This window comes from Moorella humiferrea, from assembly GCF_039233145.1.
GTDB classification, from domain to species: Bacteria; Bacillota; DSM-521; order Neomoorellales; family Neomoorellaceae; genus Neomoorella; species Neomoorella humiferrea.
This window is the reverse complement of record NZ_CP136419.1, coordinates 1304349-1322958: the sequence shown is the minus strand read 5'-3', so window position 1 is coordinate 1322958 and position 18610 is coordinate 1304349. Positions and strand designations below refer to the sequence as shown.

Below are 18610 nucleotides of genomic sequence, written 5' to 3'. Positions count from 1 at the left end.
AAAGGGGTCTGGGGTATGGCGCGTAGTAAAAGAAAACCGGTTGAAACAAATACAAAAGAAGAAAACAAGAAGGGCAAAGTAATACCCCTGACAAGTGCCATTAAAAGCGGGAAAAAGCAAAAGGTGAATAACGAAGAAGGTAACAAGACTTTATTTTTCCTGGCCTTTGGCGGGCTAATGTTACTCCTCTTTTACCCGCCCTTTTTTCGCGGTCTCTTTTTCCCGGTAGAGCAACGCTGGACTTTGTTGTTCGCCGCCGTGTTGTTTTTCCTTACATATTTATGGAAGCTGTCCCGGCGGGAAGTAGCCTTTCTCAACCATCCCCTGGATTTTGCCGCAGCGGCCCTGGTAGTAGTTTATATCCTGGCTGCCGTCAAGCCGGCCAGCCGCAGCCTGGCCGTAGCCGAGGTGGCCAAGGTTTTCCTTTATTTTTTAACTTACTGGCTTGTTTCCCGCCTGGGCGGCCAGCGCCGTTCCCTTTACCTGCTTAACACCATGTATCTGGCCGCCGCTGGCACCGCCCTGGCAGCCCTGTTCAGCGCCACGGAAATTGTTTATATAAAAGACGGTTTTGTGGGAGGACGTTTTTACTCCACTTTACAGTATCCCAATGCCCTGGCCAGTTACGTCGGAGCCGGCAGCCTCATCGGTTTTTATCTCTGGGGCCAATCCGATAGTCGCCGTCGTTACTTGTACGCTGCGGCTAATTACCTGTTGTTAATGGTTTTTCTGGGAACGGGGTCCAGGGGGGCTTTATTAGTTTTTCCGGGGGCGGTTCTTCTCTTTTGGCTGCTGGCGCCTAGAGGCTATCGCCTGAATACCCTGGCTCATATCGCTGTCAGCGGTGGCGCCGCCCTGTTCGGTATTGCCCGATTTATTCCCCTGGCTGTGGCTAAAGCCTACGGACCCGCGTGGGGTTGGTTTATCCTGGGCCTGGTTGTTGCCCTAAGCGGTCAACTTGTAATTCAGGGGACAGGGCGCATCCTGTTTACCGCCCGGGCACGCTGGGCCGCCGGTATTGCCCTTCTTGTCCTTTTCCTTGGTGGTGGCTTTATCCTGGTCCAGCGCCAAATGTCCGTAAGTCCTGCAGCCGTAGAAGGCCAGACAAGCAGTCTATTGGCCCGCATCTTGCCGCCCCAAATAATGAACCGTCTGCAAGACATCAATTTAGAAACGAAGAGCAGCAAAGAACGTTTGTTGTGGACGAAAGATGCAATAAAAATGGTGCGGGAACGCCCCCTCCTGGGCTTTGGCGGCGGCGGGTGGGAAGCGGCATACCGCCAGTATCAGAGCTATTTTTATAATTCTACCCAGGTGCACAACGATTACGCCCAGGTGGCCGTAGAAACCGGCCTGACCGGTTTGGGCGTGCTGGCCCTGATTTGGTTGTTTTTCTTACAGGCCGCCCTTGCCAACTATCGCACTTTGAACGGCAAAGAGCGCCTTCAAGTAGCAGCCGTTGCTACAGCCGCTTTAAACCTCGGTCTCCACGCGGCCCTGGATTTCGACCTCGCCCTGGGGGCTATATCCATAATGCTCTGGGCCTGTTTCGGATTGATCCGTAATATGGAAGAACAACGCCTGGGCCAGGAAACAGTTATGGCCGCGGTAGAATGGAAAAACAAACGGGCGGCCTACGTTACGGGGGCCGGATTCTTAACGCTAATCCTTATACTCTTTAGCGTTTCCTACCTGGCCGGTGTGAACAGTGCCCGCCGGGCGGCAGTCGCCCTGCAGCGCAACAACCTTAATGCCGCGGCCTCTTATTTAGAAGAAGCCGGTCGTTATGACCCCTTTACCGCCTCGTACAACAGCGACCTAGCAGGCATTTTATTGCAGCAGGGGAAGAACAAGGAGGCCCTGACCTCGGCCCTGGCCGCAAGCTTTAAAGATCCATTTAATTTAAACGTATTAAACCGTCTGGCTGAAGCATACTGGCAGAACGGAGCCTTGGAAGAAGCCATCGCGACCATGGAACGCGCCCGCCAAATAGCGCCCTGGGTGGGGGCAGTGTGGGAGAATTTAGGGCGGGCCTATGCTACTGCCGGCATTAATTACCTCCAGGCGGGCAAGCAGGATCGCGCCCGGCAGATGTTCCAGGCGGCTGCGTCCTTGCCGGACGACGTACAGGAGAAGGTAAACACCCTTGGAGAATTAAAAGAACTGCACCAGCAGGGGGGAGTGGCCCTGACGCCGACCCTTCGTCTGCAGGCGGCCATCGGCCAGTATTTCCTGGGACTGACAAAAGAGGCGGCAGCCAATCTTAAGGCGGCAGCCGTCGACGGGCAGATAAAGGATGAAGTTCAGCTTTGGCAGGCCGTCCTTGCTTCTTCTCAAGGGGATGAACGAGAGGCATCCAGGCTTTTGGCGCAGGTAGACAAGACTAACGCCTCCCTGGCCCGGCAGTTTGATCAGTTAAAAAAGTTGCCGCAACTGGTCAGGTAGACCTTTTTGGCAGGAGAAAACACTCGGCAAGAATAGCTATAGGTGGTATAATGTAATCATGAAAGAGTTTCCCCTTTGGCAGGAGGTACAAGCCGATTTAGAAGCGGTCGAGGCGGAATTATTGCGCCAGGTTGAAGCCCCCGACCCCATCTTAACTCAGGCGGCCCGGCACCTGGTACAGGCAGGGGGTAAAAGACTGCGCCCGGCCTTTGCCATCCTTGCTGCTAAATGCTGCGGGGCCCCCCGGGAACAGATTCTTCCCCTGGCCGTCGCCCTGGAAATGATTCACATGGCCACCCTGGTCCACGATGATGTCATCGATGCTTCCCCTGTACGACGGGGACGGCCCACGGTCTGGGCACGGTGGGGCAAAGAGCTTTCTCTGCATACTGGGGATTATCTTTTTGCCCGGGCCCTTCTCCTGGTAGCCGCTTATGACGATCCCCGCATCCCGTCAATCCTGGCTTCCACCAGTGTTAAAATGGTGCAGGGGGAACTCTATCAGCTGGCCGGAGCCTTTGATATTGGCGTCACTTTACGGGATTATTTAAAGCGAATATATCGTAAAACGGCCCTGCTCATTGCCGCCAGCTGTCAGCTGGGGGCAATAGCCGCCGGAGCAAGCGAGAACTTAATCGGCAGCCTTTACCGTTACGGCCGCAATCTGGGTATGGCCTTCCAGATTACCGACGACGTCCTGGACATGGCCGCAGAGCCCGAGAAATTGGGTAAGCCGATAGGCAGCGATCTGCGCCAGGGGGTTATCACCCTGCCGGCTATTTACGCTTTGCGTTTTTCGCCTAAAAAGCAGAAATTGGCCTGTCTTTTAGCCAAAAGGGATAAAACTTCAATGGAAATTCAGGAAGTCATAGATCTTATTAAAAACTGCGGCGGCATTGATTATTCCCTGGGGCTGGCGGAGCGTTACCTGGCGAAGGCCAGACAGCATGTCCTTGCACTGCCGCCGGGAAGGGCGCGCGATATATTAGTTGGCCTAACGTATTTTGTAAGGACGCGTGGTATATAATGGGCCTATATTCTATGGTAGTGGAGTTATCAGGACGCCCCTGCCTGGTTGTCGGCGGCGGACGGGTTGGCGAACGCAAAGTTTTAAATCTCCTGGAAGCGGGGGCCAACGTTACCCTGGTTAGCCCGGAAGCTACCAAACGCCTGGCGGATTTAGCCCTGGCGCGGCAACTGGTGTGGTGGCGTCGCTGCTACCGACCCGATGATATTAAAGGCATGACGCTCGTCTTTGCCGTTACCGCCGATGCCGGGGTCAACGCCCGAGTGGCCGCCGACTGCCGGCAGGCCGGCATATTTGTCAATGTAGCCGATGCTCCGGAACAATGTACCTTTATGGTACCGGCCGTACTGCGGCGCGGCGACCTGCAAATTGCCATTTCCACCGGCGGTAAAAGTCCGGCCCTGGCACGCCAGCTGAAAAAAAAGCTGGAAGGAGAAATCGGGGCGGAATACGGCCCTTGGCTGAACTTTTTGGGAGAACTGCGCCCTTTTCTTAAAGAAATATGGCCTAATGACCAAAAAAGGCGGGAAGAAATGCTTAAACTTTTAACCGGCGATGAGATCTTGTTTCGCCTGGTTGCCCGGGGAAAAGAAGAATTGGCAAAGGAGCGGGTGAAGCATTGTTTATCGTTGCCGTCGGTTTAAACCATCGTACGGCGCCGGTGGAAATCCGGGAACAGCTGGCCTTTACCCGCTACAGTTTGCCGGAAGCTTTAAGACAGCTAAAGAACACAACCGGCGTTGAAGGCTGCGTAATTTTAAGCACCTGTAACCGAACGGAGATATATATAGCCTGCCGGCAGGAAGACGCGGGGATCAGGGAGGGTAAGAATTTCCTGGTAAAATACTGTCGGCAGGACGATCGCGAATTAGAAAACTACCTTTATACCCTTAATACGCGTCACTCCGTCCGCCACCTGTTCCGGGTTGCGGGCGGGCTGGATTCCATGATCCTCGGTGAAGATCAGGTACTGTCCCAGGTGGCCGAGGCTTACGAAATGGCCAGGACTACCGGTACGACTAACGGCATTCTCAACACCCTGTGGCAACAGGCCATCAACGTGGGGAAAAGAATAAGGACGGAAACCCGTATCGACCGCAATACGGTATCTGTAAGCTATGCCGCCGTCGAGCTGGCCCGCCAGGTCTTTCACGGCAACCTCGAGGGACGCACCATTTTAGTGATCGGGGCCGGAAAGATGAGCACCCTGGCTGCGCGATACTTGAAAGATAAAGGAGCAACAACCGTCCTTGTTTCTAATCGTTCTTATGAACGGGCCGTCGATTTGGCCGTCAAAATAGAGGGCCATGCAATACGTCTTGACCATTTAGAGGAATACCTGCCGCGGGCCGATATTATAATTAGCTGTACGACGGCCAGTCACTATATCATTCACCGGGAACAAGTGGCACGGGCCCTGGCGAAGCGGCCGGGAAAACCTTTAATGTTTATCGATATAGCCGTACCCCGCGATATCGAACCTTCAGTAGGAGAATTACCTGGGGTTAAGCTTTTTGATATCGACGACCTGCAGCAGGTGGTTCTGACCAATCTGGAAGAAAGGCAGCGTGCCGCCCGTCAGGCGGAGGCTATAGTTGCCGAAGAAGTTGAAGGGTTTTTCCGCTGGCTGGCAACCCTCTATGTAGTACCGACGATTACAGCCCTGAAGGAAAAAGCTGAAACTATTAAAGCGGCGGAGCTGGAACGGGCTTACAATCGTCTGGGTGAGCTGACGCCCAGGCAGAAGAAAATCGTAGCCTCACTTGCCAATTCCATTGCCAACCAGCTCCTTCACGATGTTGTAGTTAATCTGAAAAAGGCCGCCCCTACGCCGCGGGGACACTTATATGCCGAAGCCCTCCATGAACTTTTTAACCTATCTGAAGGGCAAGGCACGGAACACGGCGTCGACCGGAAAAGTCCGGCGGCGGCAGAAGGGAGAAATTAAAATCATGCGTGAGATAAAGGTGGGCTCCAGGGACAGCGAACTGGCACGCTGGCAGGCACGTTGGGTCATAGAGTCCCTTGCAAAGGCCTGGCCGGATCTCACCTTTCGTCTAATTACCTTTAAGACTAAGGGCGATAAAATCCTCGATGTGGCCCTGGCGCGTATCGGCGACAAGGGCCTTTTTACCAAAGAGCTAGAAGTGGCCCTCATGGACGGAGTTATCGATATGGCTGTCCATAGTATGAAGGATATGCCGACCTCCCTGCCGAAAGGCCTGAAAATTGGCGCTGTGGGACGGCGGGAAGAACCGGCCGATGTTTTGATTTCTCCTGCAGGATATACTTTAAACACTTTACCAATAAAGGCCCGGGTGGGGACAAGCAGCCTCAGGCGCAAAGCCCAGCTGGCCCATTTCCGTCCCGATTTGGAACTGGTAGATATACGTGGTAACGTTCCCACCCGCCTTGCTAAAATGGAGAGGGAAGGTTTAGCGGCCATCGTTCTGGCGGCGGCGGGGTTAAAAAGATTAAATCTCAATCGCATCCACGGGGAAACCCTGCCCTACAGCATATGTCTGCCGGCCGTGGGGCAGGGGGCCATCGGCGTCGAGATACGTGCCGATGATGAAGAAATGGCCCGGATTGTGGCCGCCATCAATCATGCACCAACGGCTGCCGCCGTATATGCGGAAAGGGCCTTTCTACGTTCCCTGGAAGGGGGATGTCAGGTTCCCATAGGCGCCCTGGCGACAGTAGAAGGAGAAGCCATGATTATCCAGGGGATGGTGGCCAGCCTGGACGGCAGAAGGGTTTTAAGGGATTTCGTTTCCGCAGCAACTAGCGCTCCCGAGGCTGCCGGCAGGGAACTGGCCCGCAAACTGTTGGACCGGGGTGCGGGGACTATATTAGAGGAGGTAAAATTGAAGGGTGGCAATGCCTAACGGTAAGGTTTTTCTCGTCGGTGCCGGACCGGGGGACCCCGGGCTATTAACCCTCAAAGGGCGTGACTGTCTGGCCCAGGCCGATGTCGTGGTATATGATCGCCTGATTAATCCCGCCCTCCTTGATTATGCTTCCCGGGATGCTGAAAAAGTTTACGTTGGTAAAGCGCCGCACCGCCATGCCCTTAATCAGGAAGAGATAAATAAACTTCTGGTGGATTTGGCCCGTCGCGGTAAAAAAGTGGTACGCTTGAAGGGCGGTGACCCCTTTGTTTTTGGGCGCGGTGGGGAAGAGGCCCTGGCCCTTAAAGCCGCAGGTATACCCTTTGAAGTAATTCCCGGCGTTACGGCGGCCGTCGCCGTACCTGCCTATGCCGGCATTCCCGTAACCCATCGCGGCCTGGCCTCTTCCGTGGCCTTTATTACCGGCAACGAGGATCCGGGAAAAGAGAATAGTGCTATAAATTGGGAGGGCCTTGCGGGAGCCGTTGATACTCTGGTCTTTCTCATGGGCATGGCCAATTTGCCCACCATTGTCGGCCGACTTTTGGCCTGCGGCCGTGAACCTGCCACGCCTGTGGCCCTTATACGCTGGGGAACCAGGGCCGAGCAAGAAACCCTTACCGGCACCCTGGGCGATATCGAAGCCAGGGCCCGGGAGGCCGGATTTAGCAATCCGGCCGTCATCGTGGTGGGACGGGTGGTTTCCCTGCGCTCAAAACTTGCCTGGCTGGAAGGGAAACCACTTTTCGGACGACGGGTGGTCGTCACCAGACCCCGGAACCAGGCGGAAACCATGGCCCAGGAATTGGCGGCTTTGGGTGCCGAAGTCCTTCTCTTTCCGGCAATTGAAATCCGGCCGCCTGCCGATTGGGAAGCCCTCGATGCCGCCCTTGCCGAAATTAAGGGTTTTGACTGGTTGATTTTCACCAGCGCCAACGGTGTGCGCTTTTTTTGGCAACGTCTTCAGGAAAAGCGTTTCGACGTGCGACTTCTGGCCCATCTAAAGATTGCCGCCATCGGTCCGGCCACTTCCAGGGCTTTGGAAGAGCGGGGCCTTTATCCTGACTGGCGGCCGCAGGAATACGTTGCGGAAGCCGTCGCCGCCGGCCTCGGTCCTCAACTAAAAGGCCGCAGGGTCCTCCTGCCGCGGGCCGATATCGCCCGGCCGTTCCTAGCGGAAAATCTCCGCAGGCAAGGGGCGGAAGTGGTGGAAATTGCCGCTTACCGGACGGTTAAAGCGACAAATGATGTCGACATTTTACGGGAAATGCTGGAAAAAGGTAAAATAGCGGCCGTTACCTTTACGAGCTCCTCTACAGTTCGTTCGTTTTTGGAAACCCTCGGGGATAAAGGCCTGCATCTGATGAAGAACGTAGATATATTCTGCCTGGGTCCCATAACGGCGGCTACAGCTATAGAGATGGGCTTAAAGGTAACGGCTACGGCCGCAGAATATACAGAAGAAGGTTTGATCCGGACCATGCTGGAATATTATATCAGCCGGGGAACGGGTGAAGCAAAGTGATAAGCCTGACAAAACTTCTTTTCAATGACGATTACTTTGGCGATTCTTTGCGCTACAGCAGGGAGGTTTCCGGCGCCACAGCCGGCGCACGCCGGGGCGCCGGTCCGGTGGTAGTATGGAACTGTACCCGCGCCTGCAATTTGAGGTGCCGCCACTGTTATGCCACCGCCGGTTCCCCGGCGGGTGAGGAAGAAATGGATACCAGGACGGCCCGGGATTTCCTTGAGCAACTGGCGGCTTTCCACGTCCCTGTACTCCTCTTATCCGGAGGAGAACCCCTGGTAAGACCGGATATTTTCGATTTAATGAACGATGCCGTACAAAAAGGCCTGCGCGTAACCCTTTCTACCAACGGTACCCTTATTGACCGCGGTACAGCCCGTGATTTAAAAAGGATAGGCATAAGCTATGTAGGCATCAGTGTGGACGGGGCGGAAGAAAAACATGACGCCTTCCGGGGACAAAAAGGAGCCTTTGCGGCTGCCCTGGAAGGCATCCGTAATTGCTTGGCTGTGGGCCAACGGGTGGGGTTACGGTTTACCTTGAGCCGCAACAATATCGATCAGTTGGAGGAAATCTTCTATCTTATCCGGGAAGAAAAAATTCCCCGGGCTTGTTTCTATCACCTGGTTTATAGCGGCCGGGGCAGCGAACTTGCCGAGGAAGATTTGACCCACGCCGAAAGCAGGGCGGCAATGGATATGCTCATAGAAGGAACTAAAAGACTGAAGGAACAGGGACGGGAAGTGGAGATTTTAACCGTAGACAACCATGCCGACGGTATATATCTTTACCTGCACCTGCGCAGCCGCGATCCGGAACGGGCGGCGGCAGTTCTGGAATTGTTGCGCCTTAACGGCGGTAACCGCAGCGGGATCGCCATCGGCGCCGTAGATTGGGCCGGCAACGTCCATCCCGATCAGTTTACCCTTAATCACACCCTGGGTAACGTTCGGAAACGTCCCTTTGGAGAAATCTGGACTGATTTGAATAACCCATTATTACGAGGTTTAAGGAATCGCAAGCCCCTCCTTAAAGGACGTTGCCGTACCTGCGCCTGGCTGGATCTGTGTAACGGCAACTGCCGTGCCAGGGCCGAGAGTTTGACCGGCGATTTCTGGGAAGCCGATCCGGCATGTTATTTGACTGATGCAGAAATCGCCGCTGAATAAATTAATTGCGGAGGTGGGCCGCCAATGACAGGTTTTCCCGTGCGCCGGCCAAGGCGTCTGCGGCAAAATGAAATCCTGCGAGCCATGGTCCGGGAAACAGAAATAAATATAAGGGATCTTATATATCCCTTTTTCGTAATCCACGGTAAGGGTATAAAAAATCCGGTGCCCTCCATGCCCGGCGTTTACCAGCTTTCCATCGACAATTTGGTTAAAGAAGCGGCAGGGGTTGTTGCTGCGGGCATTCCGGCCGTCATTCTTTTCGGCATCCCGGCAGAAAAAGATGAAGTTGCTTCCGGAGCTTATGACCCCAAAGGCATTGTACAGGAAGCCGTGCGAGCTTTAAAGAGATTCTACCCGCAGCTTTTAGTAATAACCGACGTCTGCCTGTGTGAATACACCAGCCACGGCCACTGCGGCCTGGTGGACGATGGCCAGATCTTAAACGATCCTACTTTGGACATCATCGCCAGAACGGCATTATCCCATGTAGAAGCCGGTGCCGATATCGTCGCTCCTTCGGACATGATGGACGGCCGGGTGGGCGCCATACGCAGGCTCCTGGATAAGGAAGGTTTTACTAATACGCCCATCATGGCTTATGCAGCCAAATACGCTTCTGCTTTTTACGGGCCCTTCCGGGAAGCTGCCGCTTCGGCGCCCCAGTTTGGCGACCGCCGCAGTTATCAGATGGACCCGGCCAACAGCGATGAGGCCCTGCGGGAAGTCGAGCTGGACCTCCAGGAAGGGGCCGATATCATAATGGTTAAACCTGCTCTTCCCTACCTTGATATCATCCGCCGCGTTAAAGATACCTTCAATGCTCCTTTGGCGGCATATCAGGTTAGCGGCGAATACGCCATGCTCAAAGCTGCCGCCGCCAATGGCTGGCTGGACGAAGAAAAAACGGTGCTGGAAACCTTAACGGCCATTAAAAGGGCCGGAGCCGACCTTATTATTACCTATTATGCCCTGGATGTGGCAAGGTGGCTAAAATGATGCTGTTGTCATGGAATACTACCAACCAATGCAACCTTTACTGTGACCACTGCTACCGGGATGCCGGTGCCAAGGTGGAAGATGAACTGAAAACGGACGAAGCAAAAAATTTAATCGATGAAGCTTTTGCAGCTGGCTTCCGGATTATGATCTTCAGCGGCGGCGAACCCCTTTTAAGACCCGATCTATTGGAGTTAATCGCCTACGCCTCCCAGCGAGGTTTAAGGCCGGTAGTGGGAAGCAATGGCACCCTCCTCACCCCAGAGCTGGCCCGGGAATTAAAGAGAGCCGGTGCCCTGGCCGTAGGCATATCCCTGGACAGCCTTGAACCCGTACGTCACGACCGACTGCGACGGAAGGAAGGTGCGTGGGAACAGGCTGTAGCCGGCATGCAGGCCTGCCTGACGGTAGGTTTGCCCTTTCAGGTGCATACCACCGTGTTTGACTGGAATCAGGACGAACTGGAAAAGATAACCGATCTGGCAGTTGAAATAGGCGCCAGGGCCCATCACTTTTTCTTCCTCGTACCTACCGGCCGGGCAGCGAATATCGAAGAAGAAACTTTGAGGTCCGAAGCCTATGAGAACACTTTAAAACGAATATTAGAGAAACAACGTCAGGTAAATATAGAGTTAAAACCAACCTGTGCTCCTCACTTCATGCGTATTGCCAAAGAAGCGGGAGTCGCGCTGCGATACAGCCGCGGCTGTCTGGCGGGAATAGCCTATTGTATTATCAGTCCCAGGGGAGATGTCCAGCCCTGCGCCTACCTCAACATCCCGGTGGGTAATGTAAGGGAAAAACCCTTTAGCCGTATTTGGCAGGAAAGCGAGGTTTTCCGTACCCTGCGTACCCAGAACTACGGCGGAAGCTGTGGACGTTGCGGGTATAAAAAAATTTGCGGCGGCTGCCGCGCCCGCGCCTGGTACTACTACGGTGACTATATGGCCGAGGAACCCTGGTGCCTCCATCAGGAGCGAAAGGGGATGCATTTTGGACAGTCTTGACCGTCGTTTGCTAAACATGATTCAGGAAGATTTCCCTTTAACAGAAGAACCTTATGCCGAAATCGGGCGCCGACTGGGGTTGACGGAAAAGGAAGTTCTAGAGCGCCTGACAAGGCTTAAAAAACGCGGTATAATTCGCCGCATCGGCGCCGTGTTTGATCTGCGGCAGTTAGGGTACACCAGCACCCTATGTGCTATGCAGGTCCCGGCCGAACGTCTGAACGAAGTGGCGGCTGTAGTTAACGGCTTCCTCGGTGTAACCCACAACTATCTGCGGGAAGATACCTACAACATGTGGTTTACCTTGATCGGGCCCAGCCGAAAATATCTAGAGGAAGTAATGGCCAGTATTGAAGCCAGAACCGGCCTTGCGGTAATGGAACTTCCTGCGGAAAAATCGTATAAAATTCGGGTAAAATTTAATATGGATGAAGGGAGTTCCTAAAATTGTCGCGTCCCTTAACTCCTCTGGAAATAGAGCTGGTACGCATGCTGCAGGGAGACATCCCTCTGGTTTCCCGTCCTTTCCTACCTGTGGCGCAAAAATTGGGCATCAGCGAGAAGGAAGTTCTGGGTCATATACAACGCCTGCAAAGGGAGGGCATCATTCGTCGTTTTGGCGCCGCCCTGCGCCACCGTGAAGCCGGAATTACTGCTAATGCCATGATAGTCTGGCAGCTGCCCCGGGAAAAATTGGCCGCGGCCGGAGAAAAACTGGCTTCCTTTCCTGAAGTAACCCATTGTTACCAGCGTCGACCCCATCCCCAGTGGCCCTACAACCTGTATGCCGTGGTTCATTGCCGTACCCGGGAAGCCTGCCGTACGCTGGCGGCCCGTCTGGCTGCGGCCATAGGCTGCAACAATTATCGTTTACTTTTCAGCACCGACGAATTGAAAAAAGAAAGTATGCGTTATTTTATCCAAGGAACCTTTGAGGACGAAAGTTGGCAAGGAGGGGAAAAACGGTGATTACAGCCTGGCCGAAATCGGCGGCAGCATATGCCGAGGCTGTCGAACTTATGCCCGGCGGCGTAAACAGCCCCGTCCGCGCCTTTAAAGCCGTCGGGCTGACGCCGCCCTTTATCCAGCGAGGCGAAGGAGCTTATCTCTATGACATTGACGGTAACCGGTATATCGACTATGTGGCCTCCTGGGGACCACTCATCCTGGGACACCGCCACCCGAAGGTTATGGCCGCCCTGGAGAACACCTTACATAATATAGGGACCAGCTTTGGCGCTCCTACCGAACTGGAAAATGAACTGGCCAGAGAAATCATCGCCGCCGTTCCTTCCATCGAGATGGTGCGCCTGGTCAATTCGGGTACGGAGGCGACCATGAGCGCCATCCGCCTGGCCCGCGGTTATACCGGCCGGGAGAAAGTCGTTAAATTTGCTGGTTGTTACCACGGCCATGCCGATTACTTTTTGATCCAGGCCGGCTCCGGGGCCCTGACCTTCGGCGTCCCCGACAGCCCCGGCGTCCCCGCCGCCACAGCCGCCAATACCATCGTTGTCCCGTATAACAATCTGGATGCCGTGGAGGCTGTCTTTAAACAGGCTGGTGAAGAGATTGCCGCCGTCATTGTCGAACCTGTGGCCGGCAATATGGGCTGTGTCCCGCCGCAACCGGGGTTCCTGGAGGGCCTGCGGGCCATAACAAAACACTATGGAAGCCTGTTAATTTTTGATGAAGTCATGACCGGTTTCCGGGTAGCCTACGGCGGTGCCCAGAGCCGCTTTGGCGTCCGGCCTGACCTTACCTGCCTGGGTAAAATCATCGGCGGCGGCCTGCCGGTAGGAGCATACGGTGGCCGGCGGGAGATTATGGCCAGGGTAGCTCCAGTGGGGCCGGTCTACCAGGCCGGGACCCTGTCCGGCAACCCCCTGGCCGTCAGCGCCGGCCTGGCAACTTTGAAGGTCCTCAAGGAACCCGGGGTCTATGAGCGCCTGGAAAGCCTCTCGGCCCGCCTGGAAAAGGGCCTCAAGGAAGCTGCCGGTGAGGCCGGCGTACCCGTTACCTTTAACCGGGTGGGAGCCATGTTCACCGCCTTCTTTACCCCCGGCCCGGTAACCGATTATACTACGGCCACGGCCAGCGACACAAAGACCTTTGCCGCCTACTTCCAGGCCATGTTGCGCCGGGGCATATACCTGGCGCCGTCCCAGTTTGAAGCCGCCTTCATGTCCCTGGCCCACACGGAAGCCGATATTGACCGGACCATAGAAGCCGCCCGGGAAGCCTTTCGGGAGATCGCGGCCAAGTAATCAGGATTTACAAAGCCTTAAATTGCCATGGTGAGCCGAACATCCCATAAATTTTTGGCAACCATGTATAATATTAGCCTGGAAGGTTATAATAGGAATACACACTCACTTCTTCAAAGACCTCCTTGAGCCAGCAGGGCCTTGGGCAACGACGTTCAAGGCCCTGCCGGTTTTTTCAAGGCTCTTTCCCCGGCTTTAGTAAAGCCATCCAAGGCTTAAGCATCAGGGAAACCATCTCCCAGGCCAGTAAAAAACCGCCGGCAGCAAAGATGGCTCCCCCACCGGTCCGGAGTAAAAGGTAAGGGAGCAGTAAGAGATGAACCTGGGTGAAATCCATACCCAGCCCCCGCCAGAGGTAGGTTTGGAGAAAACCGGCGATTACCAGGCAGGCAGCCATCAGGGCCAGACCTGAATTGAGCAGGACAAGGCTTAATTTGATACGCTTGACATGGGTAGGGCTTAGCCTGCGCCGGCGGGTCAGGATATAGTAGCTGCTGGCCAGTACCAGGAAGCCGAAAAAGCCAAAGAGGGCCATGTGGGCATGGGCCGAGGTAAAGTAAGTGCCATGGGCGTAGCGGTTCAAGGGCGGGATGGCCAGGAGGAAACCCAAAAGTCCGGCTCCAACTACATTCCAGAATACGCTGGCATAAAAGAAATAAAGGGCCAGGTTGGGGGTGAAGTTACGGGGACGGTTAGCCGTAGTCTGCCAGGCTGTCAAAGCTAGGAGCACTACGGGCACTACCTGCAGGCCGCTGGCAACACTGCCAATTACTTTCCAGAAATCCGGAGTGCCGATCCAGTAGTAATGATGCCCGGTAGCTATAAAACCGGAAGTAAGGACCAGCCCTGCTTCCCAGAGGAGCAGGCGCTTTACTTTTTGCCTGCCGGCAACTTTGAGGGAAGCCAGGAGGGCGGCACCGATGGTCGTGGCTAGCAGCTCCAGGCTCCCTTCTTCCCATAGATGTATGACCAGGAAACGCAAAACGTCATCAACGGTGGGGTGGGTGACAAAGAATATAGTCGGCAGGTAGAGCAAAGGAGCAAGGAGGGCACCACTTAAAATAACTACTACCTCCGGCTGGACCAGGAGGCGGTTCTTGATGGCCGTAGCCAGCAGGTTGAAGGTAAAGGCCAGCAAGCCAGTTAAAAGGGCGATTTTTAAAAAGTAAGGAGCCTCCAGGTACTCCCTCCCGTCAGTCTTACCAAAGGCCAGGAAACCCAGGGTGGCCATGCCGGTGCCAAGGAGATACCAGAAGCCCCATCGGGCCAGCCTGATACTGAAAAGCTCCCGGTCTGTTGCCTCGACGAGGAAGTAATAAACCCCGCCCATGGTGCCCAGAAGAGGCCAGAAAATGCTTAAGTTGAGGTGCATGGCTCGCCCGCTGGCAAAGTTAAGGGGGGCCGGTAAATCAGGAAAGATAAGGTGCAGGGACCCGGCGGTAGCCAGAATACCCTGCAAGCCCAGAAAAAGAAAGGTGGCCAGGGCATAGGTATATGCAGCTTTTTGGGAAGGGCTGTCTTGTACGGGTGTTTTTTCCTGACGCCGGCGAGGAAAAAATAATTTTTTTATCATTTTAAGGAGTACCAGCAAAGTCTACTCCCCTTGGGCAGGATTAATGCGGGTAAAGGGAGGGGGCGGCCAGCCACGGGTGTCAATTTTACTAACCTGCTCCAGGTAGTCGAGTAACCTTTCTGCTTCCTCCCGGGCCAGGGCCGGGTGACGCTGCCGTCTGGCCGGGCGCATAACCGGCGGCTGGGTCAGGAAGGTTACCAATTCTTCGCGACCGGTAGTAGCGGTAATCCTGGTCAGGTCGGCGCCGGCATAACCCCCGTTACCCAGGAGGGCGTGACATTCAACGCAACCATTCTCCTGCCATATTTTCTTCCCGGCAATGGCTTCCTGGGGCCAGGTTTCTTCAAGGACCGGGCGGATGGAAAAATAGATGGCTGCCGTAAAAATCGCCAGGAATACCATTATGGCTGCCAGGTAAAGCCGAGCTACCCGCATATAGCTCAATGCCTCCCCGGGCTTATTATTCCCTGCGGGTTATTAAAATTGCCGGGAAGGGTAAATATAAAAAGCCCGGCTGAAAATAAACCGGGCTTTGTTTTACGCGGGGTTGATAATTTATAACGGCCGGATATCAACCCGGTGGTCGTAAAAGGTGCTGCCTCCACCCAGGTCGGTTAAATCGTCGCCAATAACGCTGTTAATGTCGCGTCCGCCGGGGGAATGCCGGCACCACCAGACTCCGGGAGCCACGGCGACACCCGGAGGAACGTCGCTGCTGGCCCGCACTTTGAGGAGGCAGGAGCCGCGCTGGTTGTAAACCTCAGCCAGGGTGCCATCCACCAGGCCCTTTTTACGGCAGTCATCGGGGTTGACGAGGATCTGAGGGCCCCCTTCCCGTTCCCGCAGGGAAGATAACTGTCCGAAATTGGAGTTGAGGGCAAAATGAGCCGGGGCCGTGAGGAGATGGAAAGGATAAAGTCTGTTCAGCTCATGATCGCCCGGCGGCTCGTATCCGGGTAGTTTGGCCCCGGCAGCCATAAGTTCGATTTTCCCGGAAAGGGTGACAAATCCCTGGGGCGGTTTTAATTTTACAGCCCTGCCGGCGGCCAGGGCTTTCCTGTCTCCCTGCTCCAGGGGAATCTCCTGGATTAAAAGCTCGACCATTTCCCTCTCGGAATGCCGGAAAATATCTTCGCTAAAACCCAGGGCTTGGGCCAAGAGGCAAAAGGTCTGCCAGTTGCTCTTCGCCTGTCCCGGGGGTGGTAGTATCGCCGGGCTGCGCTGGAGGTAATAGTGGCCGTAGCTGCGGTAGAGATCTTCCTGTTCTATAAAAAAGGTCGCCGGCAGGATGATGTCGGCGTAGAGGGCCGTATCCGTCAGGAAGCGCTCGTGGACCACGGTAAAGAGATCCTCCCGCCTTAAACCCGCCAGCACGCGGTTCTGGTCGGGTGCCACTGTGGCTGGATTGCCGTGATAGACGTAAAGGCTCATCACCGGTGGCTCCAGCGCCTCTGTTAAAGCCCGGCCCAACCGGACCATATTTATCGCCCGCACCGGCCGCTGCCGCAGGTCCGGCCGGGTCAGGACATCCAGCTTGACAGCGCTGCCGGTGCCGGAACTCTGCAGGGCACCGCCCCCAGGCTTGCCATAGGCTCCCACCAGGGCCGGCAGGGAGGCAATGAGCCGGACGGCCATACCGCCCTGGCGGTGACGGGACAAGCCGTAGCCGATGCGGATAAAGGGCGCCCTGGCCCGGCCGTAGGCCCGGGCCAGGTTGATAATCGTTGCGGGCGGCACACCGGTGAGGGCGGCCACCTTTTCCGGAGGATAATCGGGCAGGACTTTAGCGCGAAGTTCCTCATAGCCGGAAACGTGGGTGGATATATAGCCGCTATCGACCAGTCCTGCCGCCACCAGCACGTGCATGACGCCCAGAGCCAGGGCGGCATCGCTGCCCGGTCGAACCAGGATGACCTCATCGGCCACGGCAGCCGTCCGGGTACGGTAAGCATCGATAACAATCAACCGGGCGCCCTTCTGCCGGGCCTGCTGCACCAAGGAGAGGAAATGGATGCTGGTAGAGGCCGGATTCATGCCCCAAATGATTACCAGGTCCGCGTTAACAACCGTCTCCGGATCGCTACCCCAGGTGTAGCCTAGAACTTGCTGCCAGCCGGCCTCGGCGGCTGGTGAGCAGATAGTCCGCTGGAGTTCGGAAGCTCCCAGACGGTGGAAAAAGGCATGGCCGGCATTGCGCTGGAGCAATCCCATGACGCCGGCATAGGAATAAGGGAGAATGGCTTCGGCGCCATAGGTAGCTATAATTTCCTGCCAGCGCCTGGCGATGGTTTCCAGGGCTTCCGCCCAGGAAATGGGCGTAAAAAGGCCGCTTCCCTTAGGGCCGCTCCGCTTTAAAGGTGTCAGGACCCGTTCCGGGGAGTGAATTAGCTCTGGATAATGGCGCATTTTGGCGCAAGTATATCCCCTCGTGTAAGGGTGCTCCGGGTCGCCGCTGACTTTAGTCACCCGGCCGTCATTTACTTCAATGAGCAAGCCACAAGTATCGGGGCAGTCGAGGGGACAAACGGAATGATAGGTAGCCATAAGTAAAGCCTTCCTTTCAGCGCTGTATCAGGACCATAGCTACCATACCGGTCAAAATGGTCAGAGCCATGCTGCGGGTCTTCAGGGCTACGAACCCCGTGGGGATGGCCGCCAGCAGGTAGGGGTTGGCAGCTAACGACAACTTGCCATCGGGTAACAGCAGTCCCGGCGCCAGCAGGGCAGCCAGGACCGCCGCCGGAACATAGCTCAACCAGCGTAAAAAAACCTCCGGTAACCGGACCCGGCTTAAGACTACCAGGGGAAGCATCCGGGGCAAATAGGTTACCACGGCGGTACCGAGGATAATAATTAAAATTTGCTTGTCCATGGCTCTAAAAACACTCCTAGAGTGGCGGCTATAACCGTTGCCAGGATGATATTCCAGCTGCCGGGCCAGAGGAGGGCAAAAACTACCGAAAATAAGGCCGCCAGGGCAGCAACTATGAGGGTCTTTTTATCCTTTAACTGCATGACAAGCAGGATGATGAACATGGCCGGCAGGGCAAAATTGAAGCCGAAGCGGGCCGGGTCCCCCATCAAATTACCAGCCAGCCCGCCCAACAGCGAGGCTAGCACCCAGGAAAAATGGGCCGCCAGGTTGAGGCTGAAATGATAGGGAAGACTGGCCTCGTGGTCGCTGTAGTGATTGATGGCCACGGCAAAGGTCTCATCGGTGATTTCCGCTGCCAGCAGGGCCAGGGCTCCCGGCCGAAAACGCCGCAAATGAGGTACCAGGGAGGCGCTGAAAAGCAGGTGGCGTAAGTTTACCAGGAAAACGGTGAAAATAATGGCGGCCGCTGCCATGCCGCTACTAAACATGCTCACGGCAATAAACTGACCGGAGCCGGCATAGAGCAGCACCGACATGAGTACTGTTTCCCAGAGGTTAAAGCCTGCTTCCCGTGCGAGGACACCGTAGGCAAAGCCCAGGGGTAAATAGCCGAGGACGATGGGCATGGCCGCCCGGACACCCTGCCACATAAGGGGGGCAACCGTCACATTGCGGGGCACAATTTCATCCTGAGGTTGCATCGACAAATCTCCTCTCGGCAATGATTTTATAATACTTCTCCCGCTAGCGCAATGAGAAAAAACCTGCTGTCACCAATAACATCCCGGTAATAGCCGTCATAATCTATTACAGGAAATTCCTTTTATGG

17 protein-coding genes are annotated in these 18610 nt (G+C 55.4%); 12 read left to right on the top strand and 5 right to left on the bottom strand.

Going from position 1 to position 18610, the window contains the following annotated elements:
• The first annotated feature begins 15 nt into the window (after positions 1 to 15).
• Genes MHFGQ_RS06875 through hemL form a run of 12 tightly spaced genes read left to right on the top strand, consistent with a single transcriptional unit; the run spans position 16 to position 13333 of the window.
• A complete protein-coding gene (locus tag MHFGQ_RS06875; protein ID WP_106005678.1) occupies positions 16 to 2445 on the top strand; it encodes an O-antigen ligase family protein in 2430 nt (809 codons plus the stop codon).
• A 58-nt stretch (positions 2446 to 2503) separates the two neighbouring features.
• Complete coding sequence (locus MHFGQ_RS06870; protein WP_106005679.1) at positions 2504 to 3472, top strand: polyprenyl synthetase family protein; 969 nt, start codon at positions 2504 to 2506, stop codon at positions 3470 to 3472.
• On the top strand, positions 3472 to 4116 hold the full coding sequence (locus tag MHFGQ_RS06865) for a precorrin-2 dehydrogenase/sirohydrochlorin ferrochelatase family protein (RefSeq protein WP_106005680.1): 645 nt from the start codon (positions 3472 to 3474) through the stop codon (positions 4114 to 4116). The genes MHFGQ_RS06870 and MHFGQ_RS06865 overlap by 1 nt, the downstream gene beginning before the upstream one ends.
• On the top strand, positions 4092 to 5420 hold the full coding sequence (gene hemA / locus MHFGQ_RS06860) for a glutamyl-tRNA reductase (protein WP_106005681.1): 1329 nt from the start codon (positions 4092 to 4094) through the stop codon (positions 5418 to 5420). Before MHFGQ_RS06865 ends, hemA begins: the two co-directional genes overlap by 25 nt.
• A 4-nt stretch (positions 5421 to 5424) precedes the next feature.
• A complete protein-coding gene (hemC, locus tag MHFGQ_RS06855) occupies positions 5425 to 6360 on the top strand; it encodes a hydroxymethylbilane synthase (RefSeq protein ID WP_106005682.1) in 936 nt (311 codons plus the stop codon).
• On the top strand, positions 6353 to 7888 hold the full coding sequence (cobA, locus tag MHFGQ_RS06850) for a uroporphyrinogen-III C-methyltransferase (RefSeq protein ID WP_106005700.1): 1536 nt from the start codon (positions 6353 to 6355) through the stop codon (positions 7886 to 7888). Before hemC ends, cobA begins: the two co-directional genes overlap by 8 nt.
• Positions 7885 to 9060, top strand: a complete 1176-nt coding sequence (locus tag MHFGQ_RS06845) for a radical SAM/SPASM domain-containing protein (protein WP_170066303.1) — start codon at positions 7885 to 7887, stop codon at positions 9058 to 9060. Before cobA ends, MHFGQ_RS06845 begins: the two co-directional genes overlap by 4 nt.
• A 24-nt stretch (positions 9061 to 9084) precedes the next feature.
• Entirely contained in the window at positions 9085 to 10059 is a 975-nt protein-coding gene (gene hemB, locus MHFGQ_RS06840) for a porphobilinogen synthase (RefSeq protein WP_106005683.1), read from the top strand.
• On the top strand, positions 10059 to 11066 hold the full coding sequence (gene nirJ2 / locus MHFGQ_RS06835) for a putative heme d1 biosynthesis radical SAM protein NirJ2 (RefSeq protein WP_106005684.1): 1008 nt from the start codon (positions 10059 to 10061) through the stop codon (positions 11064 to 11066). The genes hemB and nirJ2 overlap by 1 nt, the downstream gene beginning before the upstream one ends.
• On the top strand, positions 11053 to 11511 hold the full coding sequence (locus MHFGQ_RS06830; RefSeq protein ID WP_106005685.1) for a siroheme decarboxylase subunit alpha: 459 nt from the start codon (positions 11053 to 11055) through the stop codon (positions 11509 to 11511). Before nirJ2 ends, MHFGQ_RS06830 begins: the two co-directional genes overlap by 14 nt.
• A 2-nt stretch (positions 11512 to 11513) precedes the next feature.
• Complete coding sequence (locus tag MHFGQ_RS06825; RefSeq protein WP_106005686.1) at positions 11514 to 12035, top strand: siroheme decarboxylase subunit beta; 522 nt, start codon at positions 11514 to 11516, stop codon at positions 12033 to 12035.
• 50 nt (positions 12036 to 12085) lie between these two features.
• Entirely contained in the window at positions 12086 to 13333 is a 1248-nt protein-coding gene (gene hemL, locus MHFGQ_RS06820) for a glutamate-1-semialdehyde 2,1-aminomutase (protein WP_425463824.1), read from the top strand.
• A 175-nt stretch (positions 13334 to 13508) separates the two neighbouring features.
• On the opposite strand, the gene MHFGQ_RS06815 is transcribed toward hemL, so the two are convergent.
• From MHFGQ_RS06815 to MHFGQ_RS06795, 5 genes are all read right to left on the bottom strand, one after another.
• A complete protein-coding gene (locus tag MHFGQ_RS06815) occupies positions 13509 to 14924 on the bottom strand; it encodes a cbb3-type cytochrome c oxidase subunit I (RefSeq protein ID WP_106005688.1) in 1416 nt (471 codons plus the stop codon).
• Between the two features lie 3 nt (positions 14925 to 14927).
• Positions 14928 to 15341, bottom strand: coding sequence for a c-type cytochrome (locus MHFGQ_RS06810; protein WP_106005689.1), 414 nt, complete (start codon positions 15339 to 15341; stop codon positions 14928 to 14930).
• A gap of 120 nt (positions 15342 to 15461) precedes the next feature.
• Complete coding sequence (locus MHFGQ_RS06805) at positions 15462 to 17450, bottom strand: molybdopterin oxidoreductase family protein (protein WP_106005690.1); 1989 nt, start codon at positions 17448 to 17450, stop codon at positions 15462 to 15464.
• Between the two features lie 16 nt (positions 17451 to 17466).
• A complete protein-coding gene (locus tag MHFGQ_RS06800) occupies positions 17467 to 17778 on the bottom strand; it encodes an AzlD domain-containing protein (RefSeq protein WP_106005691.1) in 312 nt (103 codons plus the stop codon).
• Positions 17760 to 18482: an AzlC family ABC transporter permease gene (locus tag MHFGQ_RS06795; RefSeq protein WP_106005692.1), complete on the bottom strand. Its 723-nt coding sequence runs from the start codon at positions 18480 to 18482 to the stop codon at positions 17760 to 17762. The genes MHFGQ_RS06800 and MHFGQ_RS06795 overlap by 19 nt, the downstream gene beginning before the upstream one ends.
• Positions 18483 to 18610: the final 128 nt, after the last annotated feature.